The sequence below is a fragment of the Clostridium celatum DSM 1785 genome (genome assembly GCF_000320405.1).
Taxonomy (GTDB): Bacteria; Bacillota; Clostridia; order Clostridiales; family Clostridiaceae; genus Clostridium; species Clostridium celatum.
In genome coordinates this window covers 87,346-107,343 of sequence record NZ_KB291649.1, presented here as the reverse complement: position 1 = coordinate 107,343, position 19,998 = coordinate 87,346, and the positions used below count along the sequence as shown (strand labels likewise).

General features: G+C 25.8%; 21 protein-coding genes. 10 read left to right on the top strand and 11 right to left on the bottom strand.

Translation table 11 applies throughout. From position 1 onward, the window contains the following. Positions 1-37: 37 nt before the first annotated feature. Positions 38-664 (bottom strand): 3'-5' exonuclease, encoded by a 627-nt coding sequence (locus HMPREF0216_RS09440; protein WP_040419592.1) that lies wholly within the window; start codon positions 662-664, stop codon positions 38-40. Between the two features lie 212 nt (positions 665-876). Continuing rightward, positions 877-1,773, bottom strand: coding sequence for an arginase (gene rocF, locus HMPREF0216_RS09435; protein WP_040419590.1), 897 nt, complete (start codon positions 1,771-1,773; stop codon positions 877-879). Positions 1,774-2,190: 417 nt separating this feature from the next. On the opposite strand from rocF, the gene HMPREF0216_RS16345 reads away from it, so the two are divergent. After that, complete coding sequence (locus HMPREF0216_RS16345; protein ID WP_005213819.1) at positions 2,191-3,681, top strand: LCP family protein; 1,491 nt, start codon at positions 2,191-2,193, stop codon at positions 3,679-3,681. Positions 3,682-3,845: 164 nt separating this feature from the next. Then, positions 3,846-4,493 (top strand): site-2 protease family protein, encoded by a 648-nt coding sequence (locus tag HMPREF0216_RS09425; protein ID WP_005213818.1) that lies wholly within the window; start codon positions 3,846-3,848, stop codon positions 4,491-4,493. Between the two features lie 12 nt (positions 4,494-4,505). On the opposite strand, the gene HMPREF0216_RS09420 is transcribed toward HMPREF0216_RS09425, so the two are convergent. Further along, positions 4,506-6,023, bottom strand: coding sequence for a Ppx/GppA phosphatase family protein (locus HMPREF0216_RS09420; RefSeq protein WP_005213817.1), 1,518 nt, complete (start codon positions 6,021-6,023; stop codon positions 4,506-4,508). Positions 6,024-6,196: 173 nt separating this feature from the next. Between HMPREF0216_RS09420 and argS the strand changes: the two genes are divergently transcribed. From argS to HMPREF0216_RS17910, 3 genes are all read left to right on the top strand, one after another. Further along, on the top strand, positions 6,197-7,567 hold the full coding sequence (gene argS / locus HMPREF0216_RS09415; RefSeq protein WP_005213816.1) for an arginine--tRNA ligase domain-containing protein: 1,371 nt from the start codon (positions 6,197-6,199) through the stop codon (positions 7,565-7,567). Positions 7,568-7,621: 54 nt separating this feature from the next. Then, positions 7,622-8,029, top strand: coding sequence for an AI-2E family transporter (locus HMPREF0216_RS17915; protein ID WP_005213815.1), 408 nt, complete (start codon positions 7,622-7,624; stop codon positions 8,027-8,029). An 82-nt stretch (positions 8,030-8,111) separates the two neighbouring features. Continuing rightward, complete coding sequence (locus HMPREF0216_RS17910; RefSeq protein WP_005213814.1) at positions 8,112-8,738, top strand: AI-2E family transporter; 627 nt, start codon at positions 8,112-8,114, stop codon at positions 8,736-8,738. 70 nt (positions 8,739-8,808) lie between these two features. Here HMPREF0216_RS17910 and HMPREF0216_RS16795 read toward each other — a convergent pair whose 3' ends face one another. Genes HMPREF0216_RS16795 through HMPREF0216_RS09395 form a run of 3 tightly spaced genes read right to left on the bottom strand, consistent with a single transcriptional unit; the run spans position 8,809 to position 11,009 of the window. Beyond that, entirely contained in the window at positions 8,809-8,949 is a 141-nt protein-coding gene (locus tag HMPREF0216_RS16795; RefSeq protein ID WP_423219173.1) for a FeoB-associated Cys-rich membrane protein, read from the bottom strand. Positions 8,950-9,003: 54 nt separating this feature from the next. Beyond that, the gene (feoB, locus tag HMPREF0216_RS09400) at positions 9,004-10,761 is read right to left on the bottom strand and encodes a ferrous iron transport protein B (RefSeq protein WP_005213812.1); all 1,758 of its coding nucleotides are present in this window, start codon (positions 10,759-10,761) and stop codon (positions 9,004-9,006) included. 26 nt (positions 10,762-10,787) lie between these two features. Continuing rightward, positions 10,788-11,009: a FeoA family protein gene (locus HMPREF0216_RS09395; RefSeq protein ID WP_005213811.1), complete on the bottom strand. Its 222-nt coding sequence runs from the start codon at positions 11,007-11,009 to the stop codon at positions 10,788-10,790. A 241-nt stretch (positions 11,010-11,250) separates the two neighbouring features. Here HMPREF0216_RS09395 and HMPREF0216_RS09390 point away from each other — a divergent pair, with 241 nt between their 5' ends. After that, positions 11,251-12,102 (top strand): ribonuclease H-like domain-containing protein, encoded by an 852-nt coding sequence (locus HMPREF0216_RS09390; RefSeq protein ID WP_005213810.1) that lies wholly within the window; start codon positions 11,251-11,253, stop codon positions 12,100-12,102. Between the two features lie 82 nt (positions 12,103-12,184). Here the strand turns inward: HMPREF0216_RS09390 and HMPREF0216_RS09385 are convergent, their stop codons facing one another. Continuing rightward, positions 12,185-13,063 carry a ComEC/Rec2 family competence protein gene (locus HMPREF0216_RS09385; protein WP_005213809.1) on the bottom strand — a complete coding sequence of 293 codons (879 nt, stop codon included), beginning with the start codon at positions 13,061-13,063 and terminating at the stop codon, positions 12,185-12,187. 183 nt (positions 13,064-13,246) lie between these two features. Here HMPREF0216_RS09385 and HMPREF0216_RS09380 point away from each other — a divergent pair, with 183 nt between their 5' ends. Continuing rightward, a complete protein-coding gene (locus HMPREF0216_RS09380; protein WP_005213808.1) occupies positions 13,247-14,989 on the top strand; it encodes a phosphoenolpyruvate carboxykinase (ATP) in 1,743 nt (580 codons plus the stop codon). 84 nt (positions 14,990-15,073) lie between these two features. Here HMPREF0216_RS09380 and HMPREF0216_RS09375 read toward each other — a convergent pair whose 3' ends face one another. After that, positions 15,074-15,541 carry an Lrp/AsnC ligand binding domain-containing protein gene (locus HMPREF0216_RS09375; protein WP_005213807.1) on the bottom strand — a complete coding sequence of 156 codons (468 nt, stop codon included), beginning with the start codon at positions 15,539-15,541 and terminating at the stop codon, positions 15,074-15,076. Between the two features lie 204 nt (positions 15,542-15,745). Between HMPREF0216_RS09375 and HMPREF0216_RS09370 the strand changes: the two genes are divergently transcribed. Then, positions 15,746-16,048, top strand: a complete 303-nt coding sequence (locus HMPREF0216_RS09370) for a hypothetical protein (protein WP_341349486.1) — start codon at positions 15,746-15,748, stop codon at positions 16,046-16,048. Positions 16,049-16,141: 93 nt separating this feature from the next. Here the strand turns inward: HMPREF0216_RS09370 and HMPREF0216_RS09365 are convergent, their stop codons facing one another. After that, a complete protein-coding gene (locus tag HMPREF0216_RS09365) occupies positions 16,142-17,170 on the bottom strand; it encodes a CehA/McbA family metallohydrolase (RefSeq protein WP_005213805.1) in 1,029 nt (342 codons plus the stop codon). 133 nt (positions 17,171-17,303) lie between these two features. Here HMPREF0216_RS09365 and HMPREF0216_RS09360 point away from each other — a divergent pair, with 133 nt between their 5' ends. Both HMPREF0216_RS09360 and HMPREF0216_RS09355 read left to right on the top strand, forming a co-directional pair. Then, on the top strand, positions 17,304-17,807 hold the full coding sequence (locus HMPREF0216_RS09360; RefSeq protein ID WP_005213804.1) for a gamma carbonic anhydrase family protein: 504 nt from the start codon (positions 17,304-17,306) through the stop codon (positions 17,805-17,807). A gap of 8 nt (positions 17,808-17,815) precedes the next feature. Beyond that, positions 17,816-18,655: a CvfB family protein gene (locus HMPREF0216_RS09355; protein ID WP_005213803.1), complete on the top strand. Its 840-nt coding sequence runs from the start codon at positions 17,816-17,818 to the stop codon at positions 18,653-18,655. A gap of 75 nt (positions 18,656-18,730) precedes the next feature. On the opposite strand, the gene HMPREF0216_RS16340 is transcribed toward HMPREF0216_RS09355, so the two are convergent. Continuing rightward, entirely contained in the window at positions 18,731-19,249 is a 519-nt protein-coding gene (locus tag HMPREF0216_RS16340) for a restriction endonuclease (RefSeq protein ID WP_005213802.1), read from the bottom strand. Further along, complete coding sequence (locus HMPREF0216_RS09345) at positions 19,239-19,823, bottom strand: restriction endonuclease (RefSeq protein ID WP_040419589.1); 585 nt, start codon at positions 19,821-19,823, stop codon at positions 19,239-19,241. Before HMPREF0216_RS09345 ends, HMPREF0216_RS16340 begins: the two co-directional genes overlap by 11 nt. Positions 19,824-19,998 lie beyond the last annotated feature (175 nt).

Below are 19,998 nucleotides of genomic sequence, written 5' to 3'. Positions count from 1 at the left end.
AGGATATCTCTATTTTTGATTTTAAATGTAGTATTTTTTAAATTTGACTTGAGAAGAATCCAGGTTTAATTAATTTTTTCTTCATTCCCTCAATTACTAAAAGATATACAGCTGCTGTATCAAATCTTGCATCGTGGTAATTTCCACTACCCTGGAAAAGTTCATCTGCCTTTTTAGCAATTTGATCATCAGAAATTCCAAGATAATTAATAACTTCAGATAATTTTGGATTTTTTATACCATTACCATTCACAGAAGGGATATTACAAATGTTTTTATAATATGCCATTGTACAGAAAGTTTTCTTTGGCTCCCAAGTGCTATCAATCATACCAGCTTCATATAATGAATTGACTTCGTGCTTTAAAAATTTAACATCAAATTGAACATTATGACCAATTACAAAGTCTGCATCGAAGAAGTCACCCATAAAATCTTGTATTTGTTCTAAGAATTCTAAACCATTAGATAATTCGTATAATTTTTCTAGAGAAAAACCATGAACTTGTTCAGCACCTTCATCCATTTCATCAACAGTAAAGAAGAAGTTTTTACCTATAGTTGTTTGTGGCTTGGTAGAAGTGTCCACGACTATATAACTTAACTGACATATATGACCAGGTCTTACGCTTGTAGTTTCTGTATCGAAAAATAATAGTTTCATTTTTGCCTCCCAATAATAGTATTTCATTACTTAATGATATCATAAGTTAATGAAAACTCAAAAGTGAAATTCAAAATATTTATTTAGCTAATTGAATTTCTCGTGGTTAAATTTATAATTAAAAAAAGTTGTATTAAATATTAGTTATTAACAATGAAATTTTAACTAATATATTTTTAATACAACTTTTAATTTATTCAATTTTAAAATTATTATAAATTTTTAGATATAAGTTTTAATAATTCTACGCAAGTTTCTGTAGTTTTTCCGTTTATATCTAAATCAGGATTAAACTCTACAAAGTCCATAGATCTTACTAAGCTTGTACTAAATATACCTTCAAGTAATGTCTTACTTTCTTCGAAGTTTAAACCATTTTCTACTGGTGTACCTGTTCCAGGAACATATTCAGGATCTAAGCAATCTATGTCATAAGAAAGATGGATATTTTTTAAGTTCTTTTCTTTTATGCAATCAAGTAATTCACTTGTAACTGTAGATATTCCTTTTTCTTTAATAGTTTTATTGCTCCAAATTTTAATGTTTAATTCATCAATTAATTCTAATTCACCTTTATCTAAATCTCTACAAGCTAAAATAAACACATTTTCAGGCTTTATTTTAAATTTGTTAAAAAATATTGAAGTAAGTTTTTCGTAACCAATACCCATTGAGGCAGCTAAAGGCATGCCATGAATATTTCCGGATGGAGAGGTCTCGTGAGTATTTATATCTCCGTGGGCATCAATCCAAATTACACCTAAATCATCACCAAAAAATTTACTGCTTCCAGCTAAAGAACCTAAGGCAAGAGAATGATCTCCACCAACAATAAAAGGTAAAGTATTATTTTCTAAGGCATTTAAAACTTGGGAAGCTAGTCCATTATTTGCTTTAACAACTTGATCTAAATATTTTAATTTAGAATTAGTTAAATATTTATTTTCTGGGTGTATGTACTCAACATCAATATTTCCAAGATCATAAACAGTATGATTTTCTTCGAAAATATCAATTAAATTGTTATTTCTTAATTCATCCGGTCCCTTTTCTACTCCTGGCCTATCGCAACCATAAAAAAGAGGCATTCCAATAATACTTATATTCATAAAAAGACCTCCATCAATAAACTGATTTTTACACAATCTTTATAATAATACTTTAAATTATATAAGTAAATAAAAAAATAATAAAAATATTAAAAATCAGAGTTACAATTATAGATATATTATTAGTATACCCTTAATGTTTTTTTAGAATCACTAAAAGAAGTATTTTATTTACGTATTGAAAGGATGATATTCAATTATTTTAATAAATCTGTAGATAAAAGCAATATATTGAGATATTTAATAAAAAACATATTAAATATCTTTTAAAATTTGATAAAAAAACATAAAATATATAATAAAGTATGATATTATAATATAAATGAAATAATGTAAAATAATTTACATTATTTTATGATAATAAAACAAAATTACACTATGTTTAAAATTTAATTCTGTTGAAGGGATGGCTAAAAAATGAGTGAGCAAAGAAGAAAGAGAAGTAATAGAAATAAAAAAAAGTGGTCTAATAAAAAGAAGGCAATTGTTTCTACATTATGTGTTTTTATTTTTATTATAGGTATACTAGTTTCGGGATATCTGTACATTAGAAGTAAAATTTATAATCCATCAACATCTATATCAAATGGAGAATACACAGAGGTTGAAGGAATAACAAATGTTTTATTAGTAGGAATAGATGCTAGGGATTTAGATGAAAATTGTAGGGCAGATTCAATAATTGTTGCAACATTAGATAATAACAATAAGAAAATTAAGTTAACATCATTATTTAGAGATACATTAGTGGATATTCCAGGATACGGAGAAGCAAAGCTTAATGCAGCTTATGCATTAGGTGGTCCTGAATTGTTAATGGAAACTATTAGAGATACATATGATATAAATTTAGACAAATATGTAGTAATAAATTTCTGGGGATTTGAAGCAGTAATAGATCAAATTGGTGGCTTAGAATTAAATGTTGAAGATTATGTAATAGAAGAATTAAATAAATATATAGGAGAATCAACAGGAGGTAATGATTGCCCAGTTACAGAGCCAGGATTACAAGTATTAAATGGTAAGCAAGCATTATCTTATGCAAGAATAAGATATAATGTTGGAGATGAATATGGTAGAACTGAAAGACAAAGAGAAGTCTTATTTAAGCTTGCAGAAAAGTTAAAGGAAACTAAACCAAGCAAATATTTAGGTATTATGAACAAAATGATAGATTATATAAAAACTAATATTGAGCCACTTCAAGCATTAAATATGGCTTATACTATTTATAAATTTCCAACTTTAGAAACAGAGCAACTATATATTCCAGTAACTGAATTAGCAGAAGGTAGATTATATAAAGATTTAGGATGGGTATTTTTAATTGATAAAGAGCAAAATGCTAAAGTATTAAAAGACTTTATTTATGAAGATAAAATACCAAATCCAGATGAGTATGATTATGAACATTTAAATCAAGTATTAGCTGATTATGCGGCACAAGAAGGATACTATAATAATATAAATAATATAAACCCAGAAGATTATATTGATGCTGAAGATAAGTTGCCAGAAAAACAACCAGAAACATCTATAGATAACTCAGAGGATAATTCAAATGATAATTCATCTACAGATGGTAGTGTAACACCTTCTAATCCAAATGGTGGAACTGTTGAAACTCCAGAAACTCCATCGACACCATCAACACCATCAACACCAAATACTGATGGTTCTAATCAAGGTGAAACTACAACACCACCAACAACTGGTGGAGGGGGATCAGATCAAAATCAAGGTGGAACTACTACGCCACCAACAACTGGAGGAGATCAAACAAATCCAGATGGATCAACTGGTACAAATCCAGATGGAAGTGGAATAGAGGAAACACCAGATGGAGGAGTAACACCACCTACAGAAGAAGTAGCACCTCCAGTAAGTGGAGAAAGTATAGAATAAGATAAAAAAGTGAATATAAATTATATTTTAATTAAGGAACTATTTTAATAATAGTTCCTTAATTTTTTATATAAATAAATTTTATGAAATTATTATTAAATAAAAATAAATTTTACATATTATGTGATATAATGTTTTAAGAAATAATATGAGAAGGTGAAAAGATGCGATTATTTAATTTTGATTTATTAACGATAATATTAACTATTCCTGGAGCATTAATAGCTTTTACAGCTCAAGGATATGCTAGAGCGTTAGTTGCAGATAAACTAGGAGATAAGACACCAAGATTTCAAGGAAGGTTAACTTTAAATCCAGCAGCACATATTGATCCTATAGGATTTTTAATGATTTTACTTGTTGGATTTGGATGGACTAAACCTATAAATACTAATCCAAGTGCATATAAAAGAGGGTATAAAGATGCTATAAAAGTATCTATAGCTGCACCAATTGCAAACTTATTAGTTGGATTTATAGCAATGATATTATATGTATTTTGTTATAAATTTTTGCTTAACATACTACCAGATACTGCATTTTATATTTTAAGTAGGATGATAGGATATACAGCTTCAATAAATATAAGTTTATTTGTATTTACATTATTACCTCTTCCGGGATTAGCTGGATTTGATATTTTTAGAGATTTATGGCCAAAAACATTTTATAAGGTATCAGATAAGATATATCAATATCAATTTTTAATTCTTATAGCAATTATTTTAGTTGGTGGAAGAATTCTTTCAATACCAGTAAGTTTTATTTATAATTTATTTTTAACAATAGGAAAATTAATATTTGGGATATAAAAAAGTGGCAAGTTAGTCTTGCCACTTTTCCTTTTCTATATATAAATCTCTTTTATAAATTTCCTTGAAGAAATATTTTCCTCTTAAAGCTTGATGTATTTCAACATCTAAGTTACTTGGTGAAGAAACTGTAATTACTACTTTTTCATCATCAAAAGATACTTTTAATTTTTTTACAACACTTACAAGACTTCTATCTAGTCCTTCAGCTATTTTTACTAATGCACCTATTTTAGTTACTATATCTATATCTAGTTTATTAACTAAATAAGAGAATTGCACCAAAGGTAAATGATAATTATTAAATCTATGAGAAGCGGCAATAGCTGCGCTCATAAGTTGCTCTTTATGAGTAAGACCATTAATAAAAGAATTCAAAATTATATAAAATGAATGCTTATGATGTTGTTGATAATTTATACTAATTCCACAATCATGAAGCATAGCACCAGTTTTTAAAATATTTAAATAATTGTCACCTAGCTTATGAAGTGGTTTTAATTCATTGTATAGTAAAGAAGATATAAAATAAACTTGTTCGGCATGTTGAATATTAGAATTTAACGAGTTTAATATACCATAAATACTATAGTCTAATATATCATCATTAACATCGTAATTATTATAAAGATATTCATAAATCATACCTTCTCTAAGGGTATTATTTGAAACTTTTATAATATCAATAGAGGTTATTTTTAATATTTCATTGAGGATTAGTAAAGAACTAAAAATACTATCAACCATATCTAAGTCGATACCTTCAACTTTACGACGTAATTTTAAATCTTTACATTTGAATATATTATAAAGTTCATGTATTCCAACGCGGGATAATTCATAATTATTAAAAATTTCTAAAGGATAGTGTGTTCTAAACTTGTCAATTTTAACTAATGTTTTAGAAAGTTCACCTACAAAAATTATTGAATCAAAATTTGTATTAAGCCATTCTATATCTTTAAGTTTTTCTATTACAAAATTAGAGCTAGTATCTAAGTTTGAATTTAATATTCTATCTGTTATGTTAAAGGTATATGCTAAATTTATACCACCAAATGGTAGACAAATCCAATTTTTTATTTCTCCATTTTTCATATCAATTAAATTAGTAGATGTACCAGTTATTTCAACTACAAGTGAATTAGAAACATTTAAGCTTTTATTAACACCTAAAGCTGTATATTTAATTTCTTCTTCTGGAGAGAGAATTTTTAAATCTAAATTAAGATCATTTTTTATCATGGCAATTAAATTATCACTATCTTTTAAGGTATTAAAAAAGCTTGTTGTTATAGTAAAAATTTCTTTTGCCCCAGATATTTCGCAAAGGGATTTGTACGTTTTTAATGTAGATAAAATATAGTTAAATTTTTCATTACATAAAACACACTCCTTTGATAATTCATAGCATATTTTAAAAGGCGTTTTTAATTCATCAATAATTTTAAAATAACCCGAATTATCAATCTCGGCAAGTAATAATCTAATTTTACTTGATCCTATATGAATTATTCCTACTCTAATCATAGTTCACCATTCCTATTATTTTAATTATTAATTATAATAATATATAAAATAGTAGAAAAAATAAAGGATTATTAATAAAAAATATTTAATAAATATTTGATATATCTAAAAATAATTAAAATATTTTCGCTTAGCACATATAATATCCTTTAATAAATATACAGGAGAATAGTATGATTGATTATAAAAAAAAATTAGTTAAGGAACTAAGTAAGAACTTGAAGCTAGAAGAGGATATAATAGAAAATCTAATAGAAGTTCCTAAAGAAGCTTATATGGGAGATTTCACTTTACCGTGTTTTAAATTAGTAGATAAGATTGAAAAATCACCTATTATTATAGCTAGAGAATTGAAAGAACAAATAAATAGTATATATTTTGAAAGGACAGAGAGTGTAGGTGCATATTTAAATTTTTTTATAGATAAAACTTATATTATAAAAGAAATATTAAAAAGTAATTATATTTATAAAAAAAATAGTGGAGAAGAAAGTAAAAGTGTAGTTATTGAATATTATGGAATAAATATGGATAAAATTTCTGCTATAGAGCGAGTTTTTTTAGAAATATCAATGCAATCATTAAAAAGAGTATTTGAAAATCAGGGGTATAAAATAGAATACCCCAATAATATGAATGAAGAAAATAATGAAGAAAATATAAAAAACATAATAGAAGACTTTAAAGCAAAAAATCTAGTGACTTATGAAAATGGATGTGAGGTTATATTATTGGACAAATATAATATGCCCCCGTATATAATATCAAATGAAGGAAAAATAAATACCATTAATGCAACTATTTTAAATAAAGCTACAAGATATAATAGAAAATATAGTTATCACAAGAATATATATATTATAAATTCATCACAATATACTCATTTTAAGCAACTAGTAAAGATTCTAGAAGTTAGTGGATATGGTAATACTAAAAATTATTCTTGCTATAAGCTGGGAATAGTTAAGATTTTAGAAAATAACATTTTCATAAGAAAAGATGAATTCTTGTCGTTAGATTCTTTAATAGAGAAGTTTTCAGCAAAGATTTTAAATTATCATAATATAAATGGGATATTATATGATAGCAATACAATAAATAAAATAGTAAGAGATTCAATAGTTTTTTATTATATAAATAATTCAAATAAAAAAACAATATTATTTGAACTAGACAAAATTATTTCATATAAAGAGAAAAATTATATATATGTGTTAAATTCATATAATAGATTAAAATTACTTTGTGGTTACCTAAATGAAAATGAAGAAATATGTAATTTAAATAAAAAGTTATTAAATGAAGAGAGCAAGTTAATTAAAATTTTAGAGGATTTTCCAAGTGTACTTAACAAATGTACAGTAAATTTAGATTTATCAATATTAAGTAGATATATTATAGAACTTATTAATGTTTTAAACGATATCTACAAAGCTTTAAATAGAGAAGAATTGAAATTAAATAAAGAAAAAGTAGTTTTAATTAAATCAGGCTGTAAAATTATTAAAAATACTTTAGATTTAATTGGGATAGAATTACTTTAGAACTATATTTTTGTTATAATCAATTTAATAGATAAATAAAAAGGAGGGAAGGCTTTGATTTTTAAGAGTAATAGATATAAAGAATTAATAATAGCTGTAATAATTATAATAGGGGTATCTCTAGTTATATTTAAATTAATAGACAATTTAGATGTTTTAGTAGGGGTTTTAAGAAAAATAATATCATTTTCAATGCCATTCATATACGGAATAGTTATAGCATATGTTTTAAATCCGTTAGTTAAAATATTTGAAAAAAAAGCAAAGCTAAGTAGGGGAGTATCTATTGTATTGACTTATGCTGTTTTAATAGGAGCTATATCATTGTTAGCATTATATTGTATTCCAGAGCTTATAGAGAATATTAAGGATATAGTAAGTAATATTCCTGAATATATAAATTCTGTTGAAAAATTTATTAATGATATTTTAGATAAGCAAGAAATACAAACACTTAATTAGCACAACAGGAACAAAAATAAATATTGATTATTACATAGATAGAGCTGGAGAAATTGCAATAGCAGCTATAGAAGGTTCACTTATGAAGATGGTTAGTATTTCATCTCTAATAGTAAAATTTATTTTAGGATTATTAGTTGCTATATATATCCTTATTGATAAAGAAAGGCTATTATTTGAAGCAAAAAGAGTTATGTATTTAATTTTTAAGAAGGAGAATTCAGATAAAATAATAGAATTCATAAAAACATATAATTCTATGATAGGAACATACATAGGGATAAAGGCTATAGATTCAACTATAATAGGTATTTTAGCATTTATATTACTAAATATAGTTAAATCTGAATATTCTATTTTAATAGCAATATTAGTTGGAATAACAAATATGATACCGTATTTTGGACCATTTATAGGAGAGATAATTGGTTTTTTAATAAATGTATTTGTATCACCTTTTAAGGGGTTAGTAGTATTTTTAGTATTATTTTCGTTGCAAATGTTTGATGGGTGGTATTTAGATCCTAAGCTTATAGGAGATAAGGTAGGAGTTAGACCTTTTTGGATAATATATTCAGTTGTTATTGGAGGAGGTTTTTTTGGACCAATAGGTATGCTATTAGCCTCTCCTACAGCAGCAACTATAAAAATATATTATGGAAAGCTATTAGAGAAAAATAAAAAAGCTCTTAGCGGAATAAATGATTAATAATAAAGAAACAATAATCTTTAAAAATGTATTTATAAATTAAAAAATAAGGAGTTACAAATGCAACTCCTTATTTTTTATATTTATCACACTTAGAAGAGCAACTTCCGCAGTTGCAGTTTCCTTTTGAAGATTTTTTTACATTCTTAAATAATATATATACTGAAGCTACAAGCAAAAGCGCTGTAATTATAATTTCCAAATAAGTCACCTTCTTTTTAAAAGTTCGAAAACTTTACTTTATCTAAACTAAATTTAAAAGTATTTATATAAATAACGAACCTATATTAAATACTAAGAATGAAACTATCCAAGCTAAAGATAGTTGATAAAATACTGAGAATAAAGTAATTTTTGTACCAAATTCTTTTTTCATAGTACCAACTACTGTTATACACGGTGTATATAATAATACAAATACTAAGAAAGATAAAGCTGAAAGTGTTGTAAAGTGAAGTGGAAGCATAGCTGATAAATCTCCAGCAAATATTACCCCCATTGAAGAAACAACAGTTTCTTTAGCTATTAAACCAGTTAATAATGATACTGAAGATTGCCAGTTACCAAATCCAAGTGGTTTAAATATAGGTGCTATAAATCCTCCTATTGAAGATAAAATACTATTATTAACATCAGTCATTCCGTTAAAGTTAAAGTTTGATAAGAACCAAAGAACAATACTCATTGCAAAGATTAAAGTACCTGCTTTAACTAAAAATCCTTTAGTTTTTTCATAAAGTTGATTAAAAAGATTTTTTAGTGATGGTAACTTATATTCTGGTAACTCTATAAGTAATGGTTCTTCTTCATTTTTAAATATTGTATGCTTAAATATAATACCAAGTATAAATGCTAATAAAATTCCTAGGAAATAAAGAGAGGCAACTATAAGCCCGATTTTATCTGGGAAAAATACAGCAGCAAATACACTATAAACAGGTAATCTTGCATTACAACTCATAAGTGGAATTAAAAGCGCAGTAAGTTTTCTATCTTTTTCACTTTCTAAAGTTCTTGCAGTCATAATTGCAGGAACAGAACATCCAAATCCAACAATCATTGGGATGAAAGCTTTACCTGAAAGCCCCATTTTTCTCATGATTTTATCCATTATAAAAGCAACTCTTGCCATATAACCACTATCTTCTAAGACAGTAATACAAGCAAAAAGTGATAAAATTATAGGTAGTAAAACTAATATTCCACCAACTCCACCTATGATACCATCAAGAATAAGTGATTGAAACCATGGTGACATTCCATGAATTAAGTTTTCTATAAGTGGAACTAATGAATCATTTAGCAATGTATCTAATAGATCAGAAAGTGGTTGTCCAATCCATGAAAAAGTAATTTGGAAAGTTAATGCCATAATTGCAAAGAAAATTGGATATGCAAGCCATGGATTAAGCATTATGTTATCTAATTTTTCTTTTGTAGACTTATGTGTGCTATTAACTTTTTCAGTACAATCATCTAATATATTTTCTATGTATTTATACGTTTCTTTTTCAGAAGAAAAATTATAATCATTTTCATCTATAGTCTTATAATTAATTTTTTCTAATGCAGCTTTAATATCGTCTATTCCTTCTTCTTTAGATGCTTGTATAGGAATTACAGTGACATCTAGAAGTTTAGATAACTTATCATAATCAATATTTATTCCTTTTTTTTCAGCAACATCTATCATATTAACAGCTAATATAATAGGCTTTTTAAATCTTTTTAATTGCATTGTTAAATATAAATTTCTATCTATATTTGAAGCATCTATAATATTTAATATTAAATCAACTTGTCCGTTTTCTAAAAAATCTTTTGATACTTTTTCTTCGTTCGAATAAGTATCCATTGCATATATTCCAGGTAAATCTATGATATTAAAATCATTAAAAGAACCTTCTTTTTTATCTACAGTTACTCCGGCCCAATTTCCAACTCTTTGATTAGCTCCTGTTAAGCTGTTAAAAAGTGTGGTTTTACCAACATTGGGGTTACCAAGTAGAGCAATAGTTTTCATTTTGTCATCCCCTTTTAATTTATAAACTATGCTGTTAATAATATATTTTTTGCATCTTTTTTTCTAATGGCTAAATCAAAACCTCTTAAGTTTACTACTAAAGGATCGCCTAAAGGGGCAACTCTTTTAAGTTCAATTTCTGTACCTTGTATAAGACCTAAGGCAGAAAGTCTTTTAGCTAATTTTGAATCTCCATTTATTTGTTCTATCTTGGCTTTTTCACCAAGTTTTAAATCGCAAATGCACATTTATTTCACCTCAAATTGAAAATCATTATCAAATAAATTTATACAAATATAATATCAGAAAATAAAAAAAAGGTCAATATTAGGAGGAGCAGAGTAAAGTGTTAGATAAGTATAGAATTAGGTGTTTTTAGGCAATTTAAAAGGTATTCACTAATTTAATTACATGGTATAATAAAAAGATAAAAATACTAGCATTAGTTTTAATACAGGAGATAAAATAAATGTAAGAAAGAGTGATAGTGTGATAATTAGAGAAAATGTTATTGATGTAGGAGAATATAATCTACAAACAATATTAAAAAGTAAGGAGGGAGAGTGTAGTCCAGAAGAAATTATATTTTTTGATTTAGAACATTATGTATATAAGAAACCAAAATGTATAGGTGTATTTGGAGCATGTGTATATAATAAAAGTGATAAGAAAATATATGTTACTCAATATATGATTGAAAATAAAGGAGAGGTAGTTGAAATACTTCTTTTAGCTAAAAGGTATTTCATGAGAATGAAAAGGTTAGGTAAAAAGGTAATAGTCACTTTTTCGGGAAATAATGATTTTACTGTTATTAAATATTTATTTAATAAATTCAATATTTATTATGATTTTGAAAAAGAATTTAAGTCAGTTGATATTCAAAAAGAATATGAAAAAGAAATGAATACATCTATAGGACTTAAAAATTTAGAGAAAGTATTTGAAATATATAGAGAAAGTGAAGTTATTAGTGGATCTAATTTAGCTAAAACTTTCCATAAAGTATTAAAAGATAAAGAATATATACTAAGAATGCCGAAAGAAAAAATTGAAACTATATTATTATATAATGAACAAGATGTAGTGAATTTATATAAAATATTTGTTGATTGGAAAAAGTATATAAAATGTAAAGATAGCATTGAAGATGAAGAAATTGATATGGATAATAGTATAGAAGAATCTTTAGAAAATGTTGAAAACATAGATATAGATGAAATTGAAGAAGTTGATGATAGCGATAATGATGAGAGCGATAATATAGAAAGTAGTGAAGATAGCCTAGAAGAAAGTGAAGAAGAAAAAAATAATACTGAAGATAGATATCTTTTAGAATAAGTTACAAATTGATAGATTTGTATTATTTTAAGGATTAATATCCTTAAATGATAGATGCTCCTAAATTTTTTAGGAGCATCTATCATTTATAGGAGTATTTATTTTTGGTAGTTATTTCTATTTTATTACCATCAGAATTTAAGATTATAGTTCCATTAATATCTGTTCTATAAATAAGGGGATTGTTAGATTCTAATATGCTTAATGTTTCAGAAGTAGGATGATTATAAGTATTATTTAATCCAACTGATATTATAGCTATAGAGGGAGCTACAGAATTATAAAAGTTTGAACTAGTTGAAGTTGAAGAACCATGATGGCCTACTTTAAGAACATCAGCTTTTAAATTATATTTTGAGAGTAAAACATAATTTTCAGATATACTTTCAGCATCACCTGTAAATAAAAAAGAAGTATTTAAGTATTCAAGCTTAATAATAGGAGAATAGTCATTTAAGTTATCAGAAATAAGATTTTCAGGTGGAGAAAACACAGAAAATTTAGCGTTTAAACCTAAGGTAATACTATCTGTACCTTCTTTAAGAATACTTATTTTTAGATTTTTATCAATTAATGCTGAAACCATATTTTCAAATGTTGTAGATGTATGAGAAACTTTTGGGGCATAAAATTTTTTTACAGCATACCTTTTTATAATTGTAGACATATTGCCAATATGGTCTTCGTGTGGATGGGTAGCTATTAAATAATCAATAACTTTAATATTTAAATTATCAAGATATGAAATTAATGATTTTTTACTATCTTTAGGGCCTGAGTCGATTAATAAATTTTTATTATTTAATTGAATTAAAATACAATCACCTTGACCGACATCAATATAGTGAATAAGTAGATTATTGGAATTTATATTTTTATTAAAGAAATTTATAGGAGATTTAAATAAGCATAATAAAATAAATAAAGATAAGGATAAATATATTAGTTTTTTTAATCGCATAAATCACCCCTTATAAACTTATCATAGTAGTATAAATTATATCCAAATTTTAAATAAATAATATTTACAGTTAATTAAAAATTAAATAAAAATTTGTTTAATGAAACATTAGGTAAAAAATGGTATAATCAAATAATAGATTGTTTGAGAAAAATTAGATAGTTTATCAAAGGGGGGCTATATGTGAAAAATGAATTTTCAATAAGCAATAATAAGGTGCTGATAAACTTTTCAACAAAATTTTGTAATAATTTTGAGAGTTTATTAGAAAGTGAGGGATTTAGAAGGGTACTAAATGTATATTTAAAAAAATCAGAGAAGAAAAGAAGTCTATCTTATAGATATTTAGTTAGAACTTTAAATACAGAGGATAAAAATGAGATAAGAGATACTCTTACTAAAGTTTTTAAATGCTTAACAATAATGGGCGTTAAAGAAGTTATAGAACTTAATCCATCATATTTAGAACTTTTAGGAAATAAGGACGAGTTTATAAATCTAATAGAAGATTTTTATTTATTTTGGAGAAATCTCGAGAGATATACAATTATTCAAAATGATAAGGTGAGTCAAGGTCTTGCAGCTATGAATTTTACAGAGGCAAATTCATCTTTTTCAAAGCTTATATTGAAGCTTTATAGAAAAGTAGAACAAAATGTTTTAGGAAGAAGTCCACAAGTATTTAGACAAATAACAGCAGGTGGAAATTGTAGTGTTATGATAGGGAGACTTTTGTGGCCAGTACCTAATGATTATGAAGCACTAGAGTATATTAATTTTATAGATTGTATTCTTTTAGAACCACCTTTTATAACATATCCAAAGAAAAATACTAGAAGTGGGATGTTTACTGAGGTTAAGTATAATCCATTAAAGTATATGCATATAAATAAGGATCATTGGTTTTGCTATCCAGCAAAGGTAGGAGAATTAATTGCATATGTTTATTTTCATAGAGATTTTATGAGTCATGGTATTACTCTATGTAATTTATTTGAAATGGCAAAGATAGAAGAGTGTAGAGGAAGAAAGCCAGATATAGTTTTTGTATTTGGAGCTAATGATCAAGAAGAGCTAAAAACTATATTTTATGATGATGATGAGAATAATATTATGTTAGGTTATATAAATTATTCAGAAGAAATTGATTATTTTGGATATATGAAAAAGATGATATTAACATTGCATAACCTAATAATGATAAAAAGAGGAAATTTACCTATACATGGTGCAATGGTAAATGTTGAATTGAAAAATGGAAAGAGTGCTAATGTAGTGATAATGGGAGACAGTGGAGCAGGTAAATCAGAAAGTTTAGAAGCTTTTCGTACTTTAAGTGAAGAATATATTAGTAATATGACAGTTATTTTTGATGATATGGGGACATTTAAAAAGAAAGAGGATGGAATTTACGGTTATGGAACTGAGATTGGAGCTTTTGTTAGGTTAGACGATTTATCACAAGGGTATGCATTTAGAGAAATTGATAGAAGTATATTTATGAATCCAGATAAGATTAATGCTAGATTAGTTATGCCAATTGCACCATATAGTGAAATTGTAAAGGGATATAAAGTAGATTTATTTTTATATGCTAATAACTTTACTAAGGTTAATAAAGATGAAAAATCTATTGAGTATTTTGAAAATGTAGAAGATGCAATTAATTTATTCAAATCAGGGCCAAGAATGGCAAAAGGGACTACATCTGAGAAAGGATTTGTGGAAAGTTATTTTGCTAACCCATTTGGACCAGCTCAAAAGAAAGAAGAAATGGAAATATTAATAAATGATTATTTTGAGATTATGTTTAAAGAAAATGTAAAAGTTGGACAAATAAAAACTTGCTTAGGAATTAAGGGTGAAGAACAAAATGGACCAAGAAAAGCTGCTATAGAATTATTTAATATAATAAATAATTTATAAAAATAGATTATGAACTAATTAAAATCCCCCTCTTTAAAGAAGATAATTAAATTTATCTACTTTAGAGAGGGGATTAATATATAATTATATAGATATATTTCTATCGATTGGTTGATTTAATGAAATTATTGTATCTGTTCTTTGAATTCCTGGTATTACATTGATTTTATTTAGTAGAATATCTTGAAGATCACTAATGTTTTTACATATAACTTTAGCAAATACAGAGTAATCACCAGTAGTTAAATGTAATTCAACAACTTCATTAATTTTAGATATTTCATCAAATACAGCAGAGAATGAAGATGTTTTATCTATATATATACCAACGAAACAACAAACGTCATATCCAAGTTTTGGAAGGTTTAATAATATTTTAGTGCCTTTTATAATTCCAAGTTCCTCCATTTTTTTCATACGAACATGTATAGTACCACCACTAACGTGACAAAGTCTAGCTATTTCTAAATATGGAGTTCTACAATCTTTTATTAATATATCTAAAATTTGAAAATCTAATTCATCAAGTTGATAGGACTGATTTAAACCCATGATAACACCCCTTTAATAAATTTATAATATCTTTAATACATTTTATCAAATATTATATGAAAAATGAAGTGAAAAATAAAATTCTTTTACGAAACTAATAATAAAATTAACAATTTATAAAATTTGGAAGGGAAAGTATCTTGAAAATATGTAAAATAATCGGTAATATATACTATGAGAAAGTTAAAGGAAGGAGAAATATTGATGGGAAATTTTTTATTTACAATACTATATTTTGTAATAATATTAGCAATCATGTTTGGTATAATGATTTTAGGTAGAAAATACATATTTTCAAAAGTTAAGATTAATAAGTATATACCTTTAGGAATAGCAATTGCATTTTTTGTATTACAACTGTTTATGCCTACGATTTTAGGTAGAAACATTTGGTGGGTTTCATTTATATTAATGATAATAACATTAACTTTCTTCTTATGGTTCTTAGATATCCAAACTACTGGAGGACCAAAGAAGAAGGAAAAAGAAATTAAAAATTGTGCCTAAGGCAAAACCAAATAGAGTTAAACATTTAAATAATAATAAAAATAATGAAAAGAAATAACAATAAAACACCAGAATATTCTGGTGTTTTATTATTTAGATGTAACTTCGATCAGGATGTTTTATAAAAATAGGAGAACTTATAGCTACTTTTTTATTATCTTGAAGAAGTTTTATAACATACCAGTTTTCCTCCAATGAGGTAGTATGTTCGTAAATGTATTTGATACTGCTTAAATTTATGTCTGTTATTTTTTTTATTATTTTTCCACCATTTGATAAAATTTGAATCTCATTAATTTTATATCTTATATCCTCAGCAAAGATACAAAATTTTATTTTTGAAGAGCTAACAAATAGGGTATCACCCATAAAGGTATCATCAATAGTGAAATAAAGTTTTAAAAATCTAGATTCTGTAGAATATGTTCTATGATTTCTAAAGGCATCTATAAGAGAGTCCTTATTTAGGCTATTTCCTATATATACAGTTAGGTTTTCAGATTCATCGAAATTAACCTTATGATTATCTTGACCATTAATAGCACCAAGTTTCCAGCCTTGATCTAACAAAGTATAATATTGCTTCTCATGATTTGTATATCTAGATGCAGGATTTCCATTAAAAACTTCAATTGATGTAATTAGTTTATTTAAAACTTCATTATAAGGTAAAGTTGTGACGTTTCTATGGGGGTGATTAATGCTAATAAATGCATTACTATTATTTAACATCCATAGTGTAAGTAATCTTATGTCTTTAACAGTACCACTAAAAAAATTAAGTGGATTAATTATATTTAAGTCACCATAAGAAACTGTTTTACATTCAAAACCAACTATAGGCAAAAAGCTTTCTTTATTTTTTTTAATTTTATTTGCATAATAATTAGTAGCAGTCCATCTATTCACAGTATTGCTTTTTATTGTAGCCTTATTTATTAAAAAGTCATTGTGATCAGTTATGAATAGAAAATCCAAACCGCATTTAATAGCATATTCATATAAATCTAAAGGAGTACCTTTCCCCGTTGAGTAGCTAGAATGACAATGAGGTATACCATAGTAGTATTTAATTTTATTTTGATCAAATATTATTTTATTTTTATGCTTACTTTTACTCACATATACGCCTCTTAAAATTATTCATTACTAATATATAGTACTTAATACATTAAAATAATGACAATAATTATAAAGGGTGATAAAATAAAGTTAAACTTTTATGGTAATTTAAAAGGTCATAAGGAGATTCAGAATGATAAAAGAGTTTGAGGGGAATATTCCTAGAATAGATGAAAGTACATATATTTCAGAAAGTGTTGATATAATTGGTGATGTAACTATTGAAGAAAATGCTAATATCTGGTTTGGACCTAGATTAAGAGGTGATATGAATAAAATAGTTATTGGAAAAAACACTAATATTCAAGAAAATACAGTAGTCCATGTAGATAAAAATTGCCCATGTTTAATAGGTAAAGATGTAACTATAGGTCATGGAGCTATTATACATGGATGTGAAATTTGTGATAATGTATTAGTTGGAATGGGATCAATAATATTAAATAATGCTAAAATTGGAAAGAATACTATTATAGGAGCAGGATCTTTGATAACTCAAGGAAAAGTATTTCCAGAGGGTGTTCTTATTTTAGGAAATCCAGCAAAAGTTGTTAGAGAATTAAGTGAAGCTGAAATAGAAAGCATAAAGAATTCAGCTAATAACTATGTTAACTTAAGTAAAAAATATACAAAATAGGAGGATATATGTTAAGAATAGGTGAGTATAATACTTTATTAGTGGATAGAGAAAAAGATTTTGGGTTCTATCTACTTGACAAACAAAGTAAAGAGGATGTATTATTACCAAAATCGCTAGCAGAAGGTATGGGAGTTGAAGTTGGAAAGGAAGTAGAGGTATTTATTTATAGAGACTCTAAAGATAGACCAATAGCAACTTTTAAAAAGCCATTAGCTACAGTTGGTGATGTTGCTTATTTAAAGGTTGTACAGCAAGGCGATTTTGGTGCCTTTGTTGATTTTGGATTAGATAGAGATATATTTGTTCCATTAAAAGAGCAAAGATATAAATTACATACAGGTAAAAAATATTTATTTTACATATATTTAGATAAGACAGGAAGACTTGCAGCAACTACAGAAGTAGAAAATTATATAGAAATTGCAGAAGAGGGAACTTTTAAAGTTGGAGATGAAGTAACTGCAATGGTATTTTCAAAAACACCATCTGGAACATTAAATGTTGCAATTGATGCTAAATATCGTGGACTAGTTTTACCTAATGAATATTATGATGAAGTTCATCCAGGATATGAAATGAAATTAAGAGTTAAAAGAATTTATGAAGATGGGGTTATAGGATTAACACCAAGAAAAACTAGATTAAGTGAAAGAGAGGAGCTTCAAGAAAAAATAGTAGCATATATGAGAAAAAATGGAGGATTTATGGAATTTAATGATAAATCTAATCCAGAAGATATAAAGGCTACTTTTGGAACTAGTAAAAATTACTTTAAAATGGCATTAGGTGGTCTTATGAAAGCAGGAAAGCTTGCACAAGACAAAGAAGGAAGTAGACTTCTTTAGGTGAAAATTAAAAGACTATATCAAGCTATAATAAGTGTGCTTGATATAGTCTTTAGCTTTTTTATTTTAATATAATTAGGAAGTTTTAGTTTCTAAAATGTATTGGGAATATGTTAAGGTTAAATCATCAGCACTTATTATATCTATATTATAGGGTTTTTTTAATGAAGATAAGAAAGCTTTAGCATCCTTTGAAATATGTCCTGTTGTGATTATTATTCCATTATCTACATCATCAGCAATCATTGCACCTAATAATTTTTCTGCTTGATATAAAGTAACTGAGTTAGTTAGAGAATACCTCTTACATTTTACATAGTATTTTTCATTATTTTTATAGCAAATTATGTCCTTCTCTCCATCCATTTCTAAAGGAAGTACAGTTACATTAGTAAAGCCTAATTTTGTAAGGTATTCACCACTCCAAATTTCAAATTCATAAGGGGTTAGCCTATATATTAATTGTACCAATGAATTAGGCGTTTTAAATTTTTTATATTGCTTATAAAGTAAAATAATATTTTTAATTAATTTTCCTATTAAAGGAGAAAATGTTATTAATATAAAATAACCAAATAATGTATTAAACCTCATTAATTAAATCCTCCTTAAAACAATAATCATTAAAGTTTCTAACTGATCTAGTTAATTCATAGCCATTAATAAGTTTTAATTCTATATTAGAATTTTTATTATTTACTTCATTAACAAAATCAATGGCTAATGGGGTAAATGAACTGTTAGTAATAAAAATACCTTTAGAATAATTATTGCTAATTATTCTAGCTAAAAAGCATTGGATATCAGGTCTGCCTGTTAATGACCAATTATCTTCATCTTTAGCTTCTTTACCAAGTAAAGTATTTTGAGAACAACTTATATAGATTTTTTCATTATTTAAAGTTGCTGTAAAGCTTGTTAATTCACTAGTTCCATTTTCAATTAATGATATATTGGTAAAGCCATTAAATTTCAAATAATATTCTATTGTTTTTATAAATCTATCATAATTATTTTTTTGCAAATCTTTTATTGATAAAATACCATTTTCTATTTTAGAATCCTCTACTTTGTTTTTTAAGGAATTTGTAGATTTTTCTACGTATGAAATTAAAAGTTTTAAGGAAAAAAATAATAGTACTAAAAGTGGAATATATTTAATAATCAAAAAAATCACCTCCTATATAATTATTATCCATAAATTACAAGTATATACAGATAATTAAAGCAAAATAAGCTAAAATTTAGCATATTTATGTAAAAAAATATTTAAAAATCTATTTAAAGGTATTATAATTAATATTAAGTATACAGGTATAGCATAAGCTAATATTTATATTATT

Coding starts and splice junctions, on each gene's coding strand:
- HMPREF0216_RS09440 (WP_040419592.1), bottom strand. CDS start 664: ATGAAACTATTATTTTTCGATACAGAAACTACAAGCGTAAGACCTGGT.
- rocF (WP_040419590.1), bottom strand. CDS start 1,773: ATGAATATAAGTATTATTGGAATGCCTCTTTTTTATGGTTGCGATAGG.
- HMPREF0216_RS16345 (WP_005213819.1), top strand. CDS start 2,191: ATGAGTGAGCAAAGAAGAAAGAGAAGTAATAGAAATAAAAAAAAGTGG.
- HMPREF0216_RS09425 (WP_005213818.1), top strand. CDS start 3,846: ATGCGATTATTTAATTTTGATTTATTAACGATAATATTAACTATTCCT.
- HMPREF0216_RS09420 (WP_005213817.1), bottom strand. CDS start 6,023: ATGATTAGAGTAGGAATAATTCATATAGGATCAAGTAAAATTAGATTA.
- argS (WP_005213816.1), top strand. CDS start 6,197: ATGATTGATTATAAAAAAAAATTAGTTAAGGAACTAAGTAAGAACTTG.
- HMPREF0216_RS17910 (WP_005213814.1), top strand. CDS start 8,112: ATGAAGATGGTTAGTATTTCATCTCTAATAGTAAAATTTATTTTAGGA.
- feoB (WP_005213812.1), bottom strand. CDS start 10,761: ATGAAAACTATTGCTCTACTTGGTAACCCCAATGTTGGTAAAACCACA.
- HMPREF0216_RS09395 (WP_005213811.1), bottom strand. CDS start 11,009: ATGTGCATTTGCGATTTAAAACTTGGTGAAAAAGCCAAGATAGAACAA.
- HMPREF0216_RS09385 (WP_005213809.1), bottom strand. CDS start 13,063: ATGCGATTAAAAAAACTAATATATTTATCCTTATCTTTATTTATTTTA.
- HMPREF0216_RS09375 (WP_005213807.1), bottom strand. CDS start 15,541: ATGGGTTTAAATCAGTCCTATCAACTTGATGAATTAGATTTTCAAATT.
- HMPREF0216_RS09370 (WP_341349486.1), top strand. CDS start 15,746: ATGGGAAATTTTTTATTTACAATACTATATTTTGTAATAATATTAGCA.
- HMPREF0216_RS09360 (WP_005213804.1), top strand. CDS start 17,304: ATGATAAAAGAGTTTGAGGGGAATATTCCTAGAATAGATGAAAGTACA.
- HMPREF0216_RS09355 (WP_005213803.1), top strand. CDS start 17,816: ATGTTAAGAATAGGTGAGTATAATACTTTATTAGTGGATAGAGAAAAA.
- HMPREF0216_RS16340 (WP_005213802.1), bottom strand. CDS start 19,249: ATGAGGTTTAATACATTATTTGGTTATTTTATATTAATAACATTTTCT.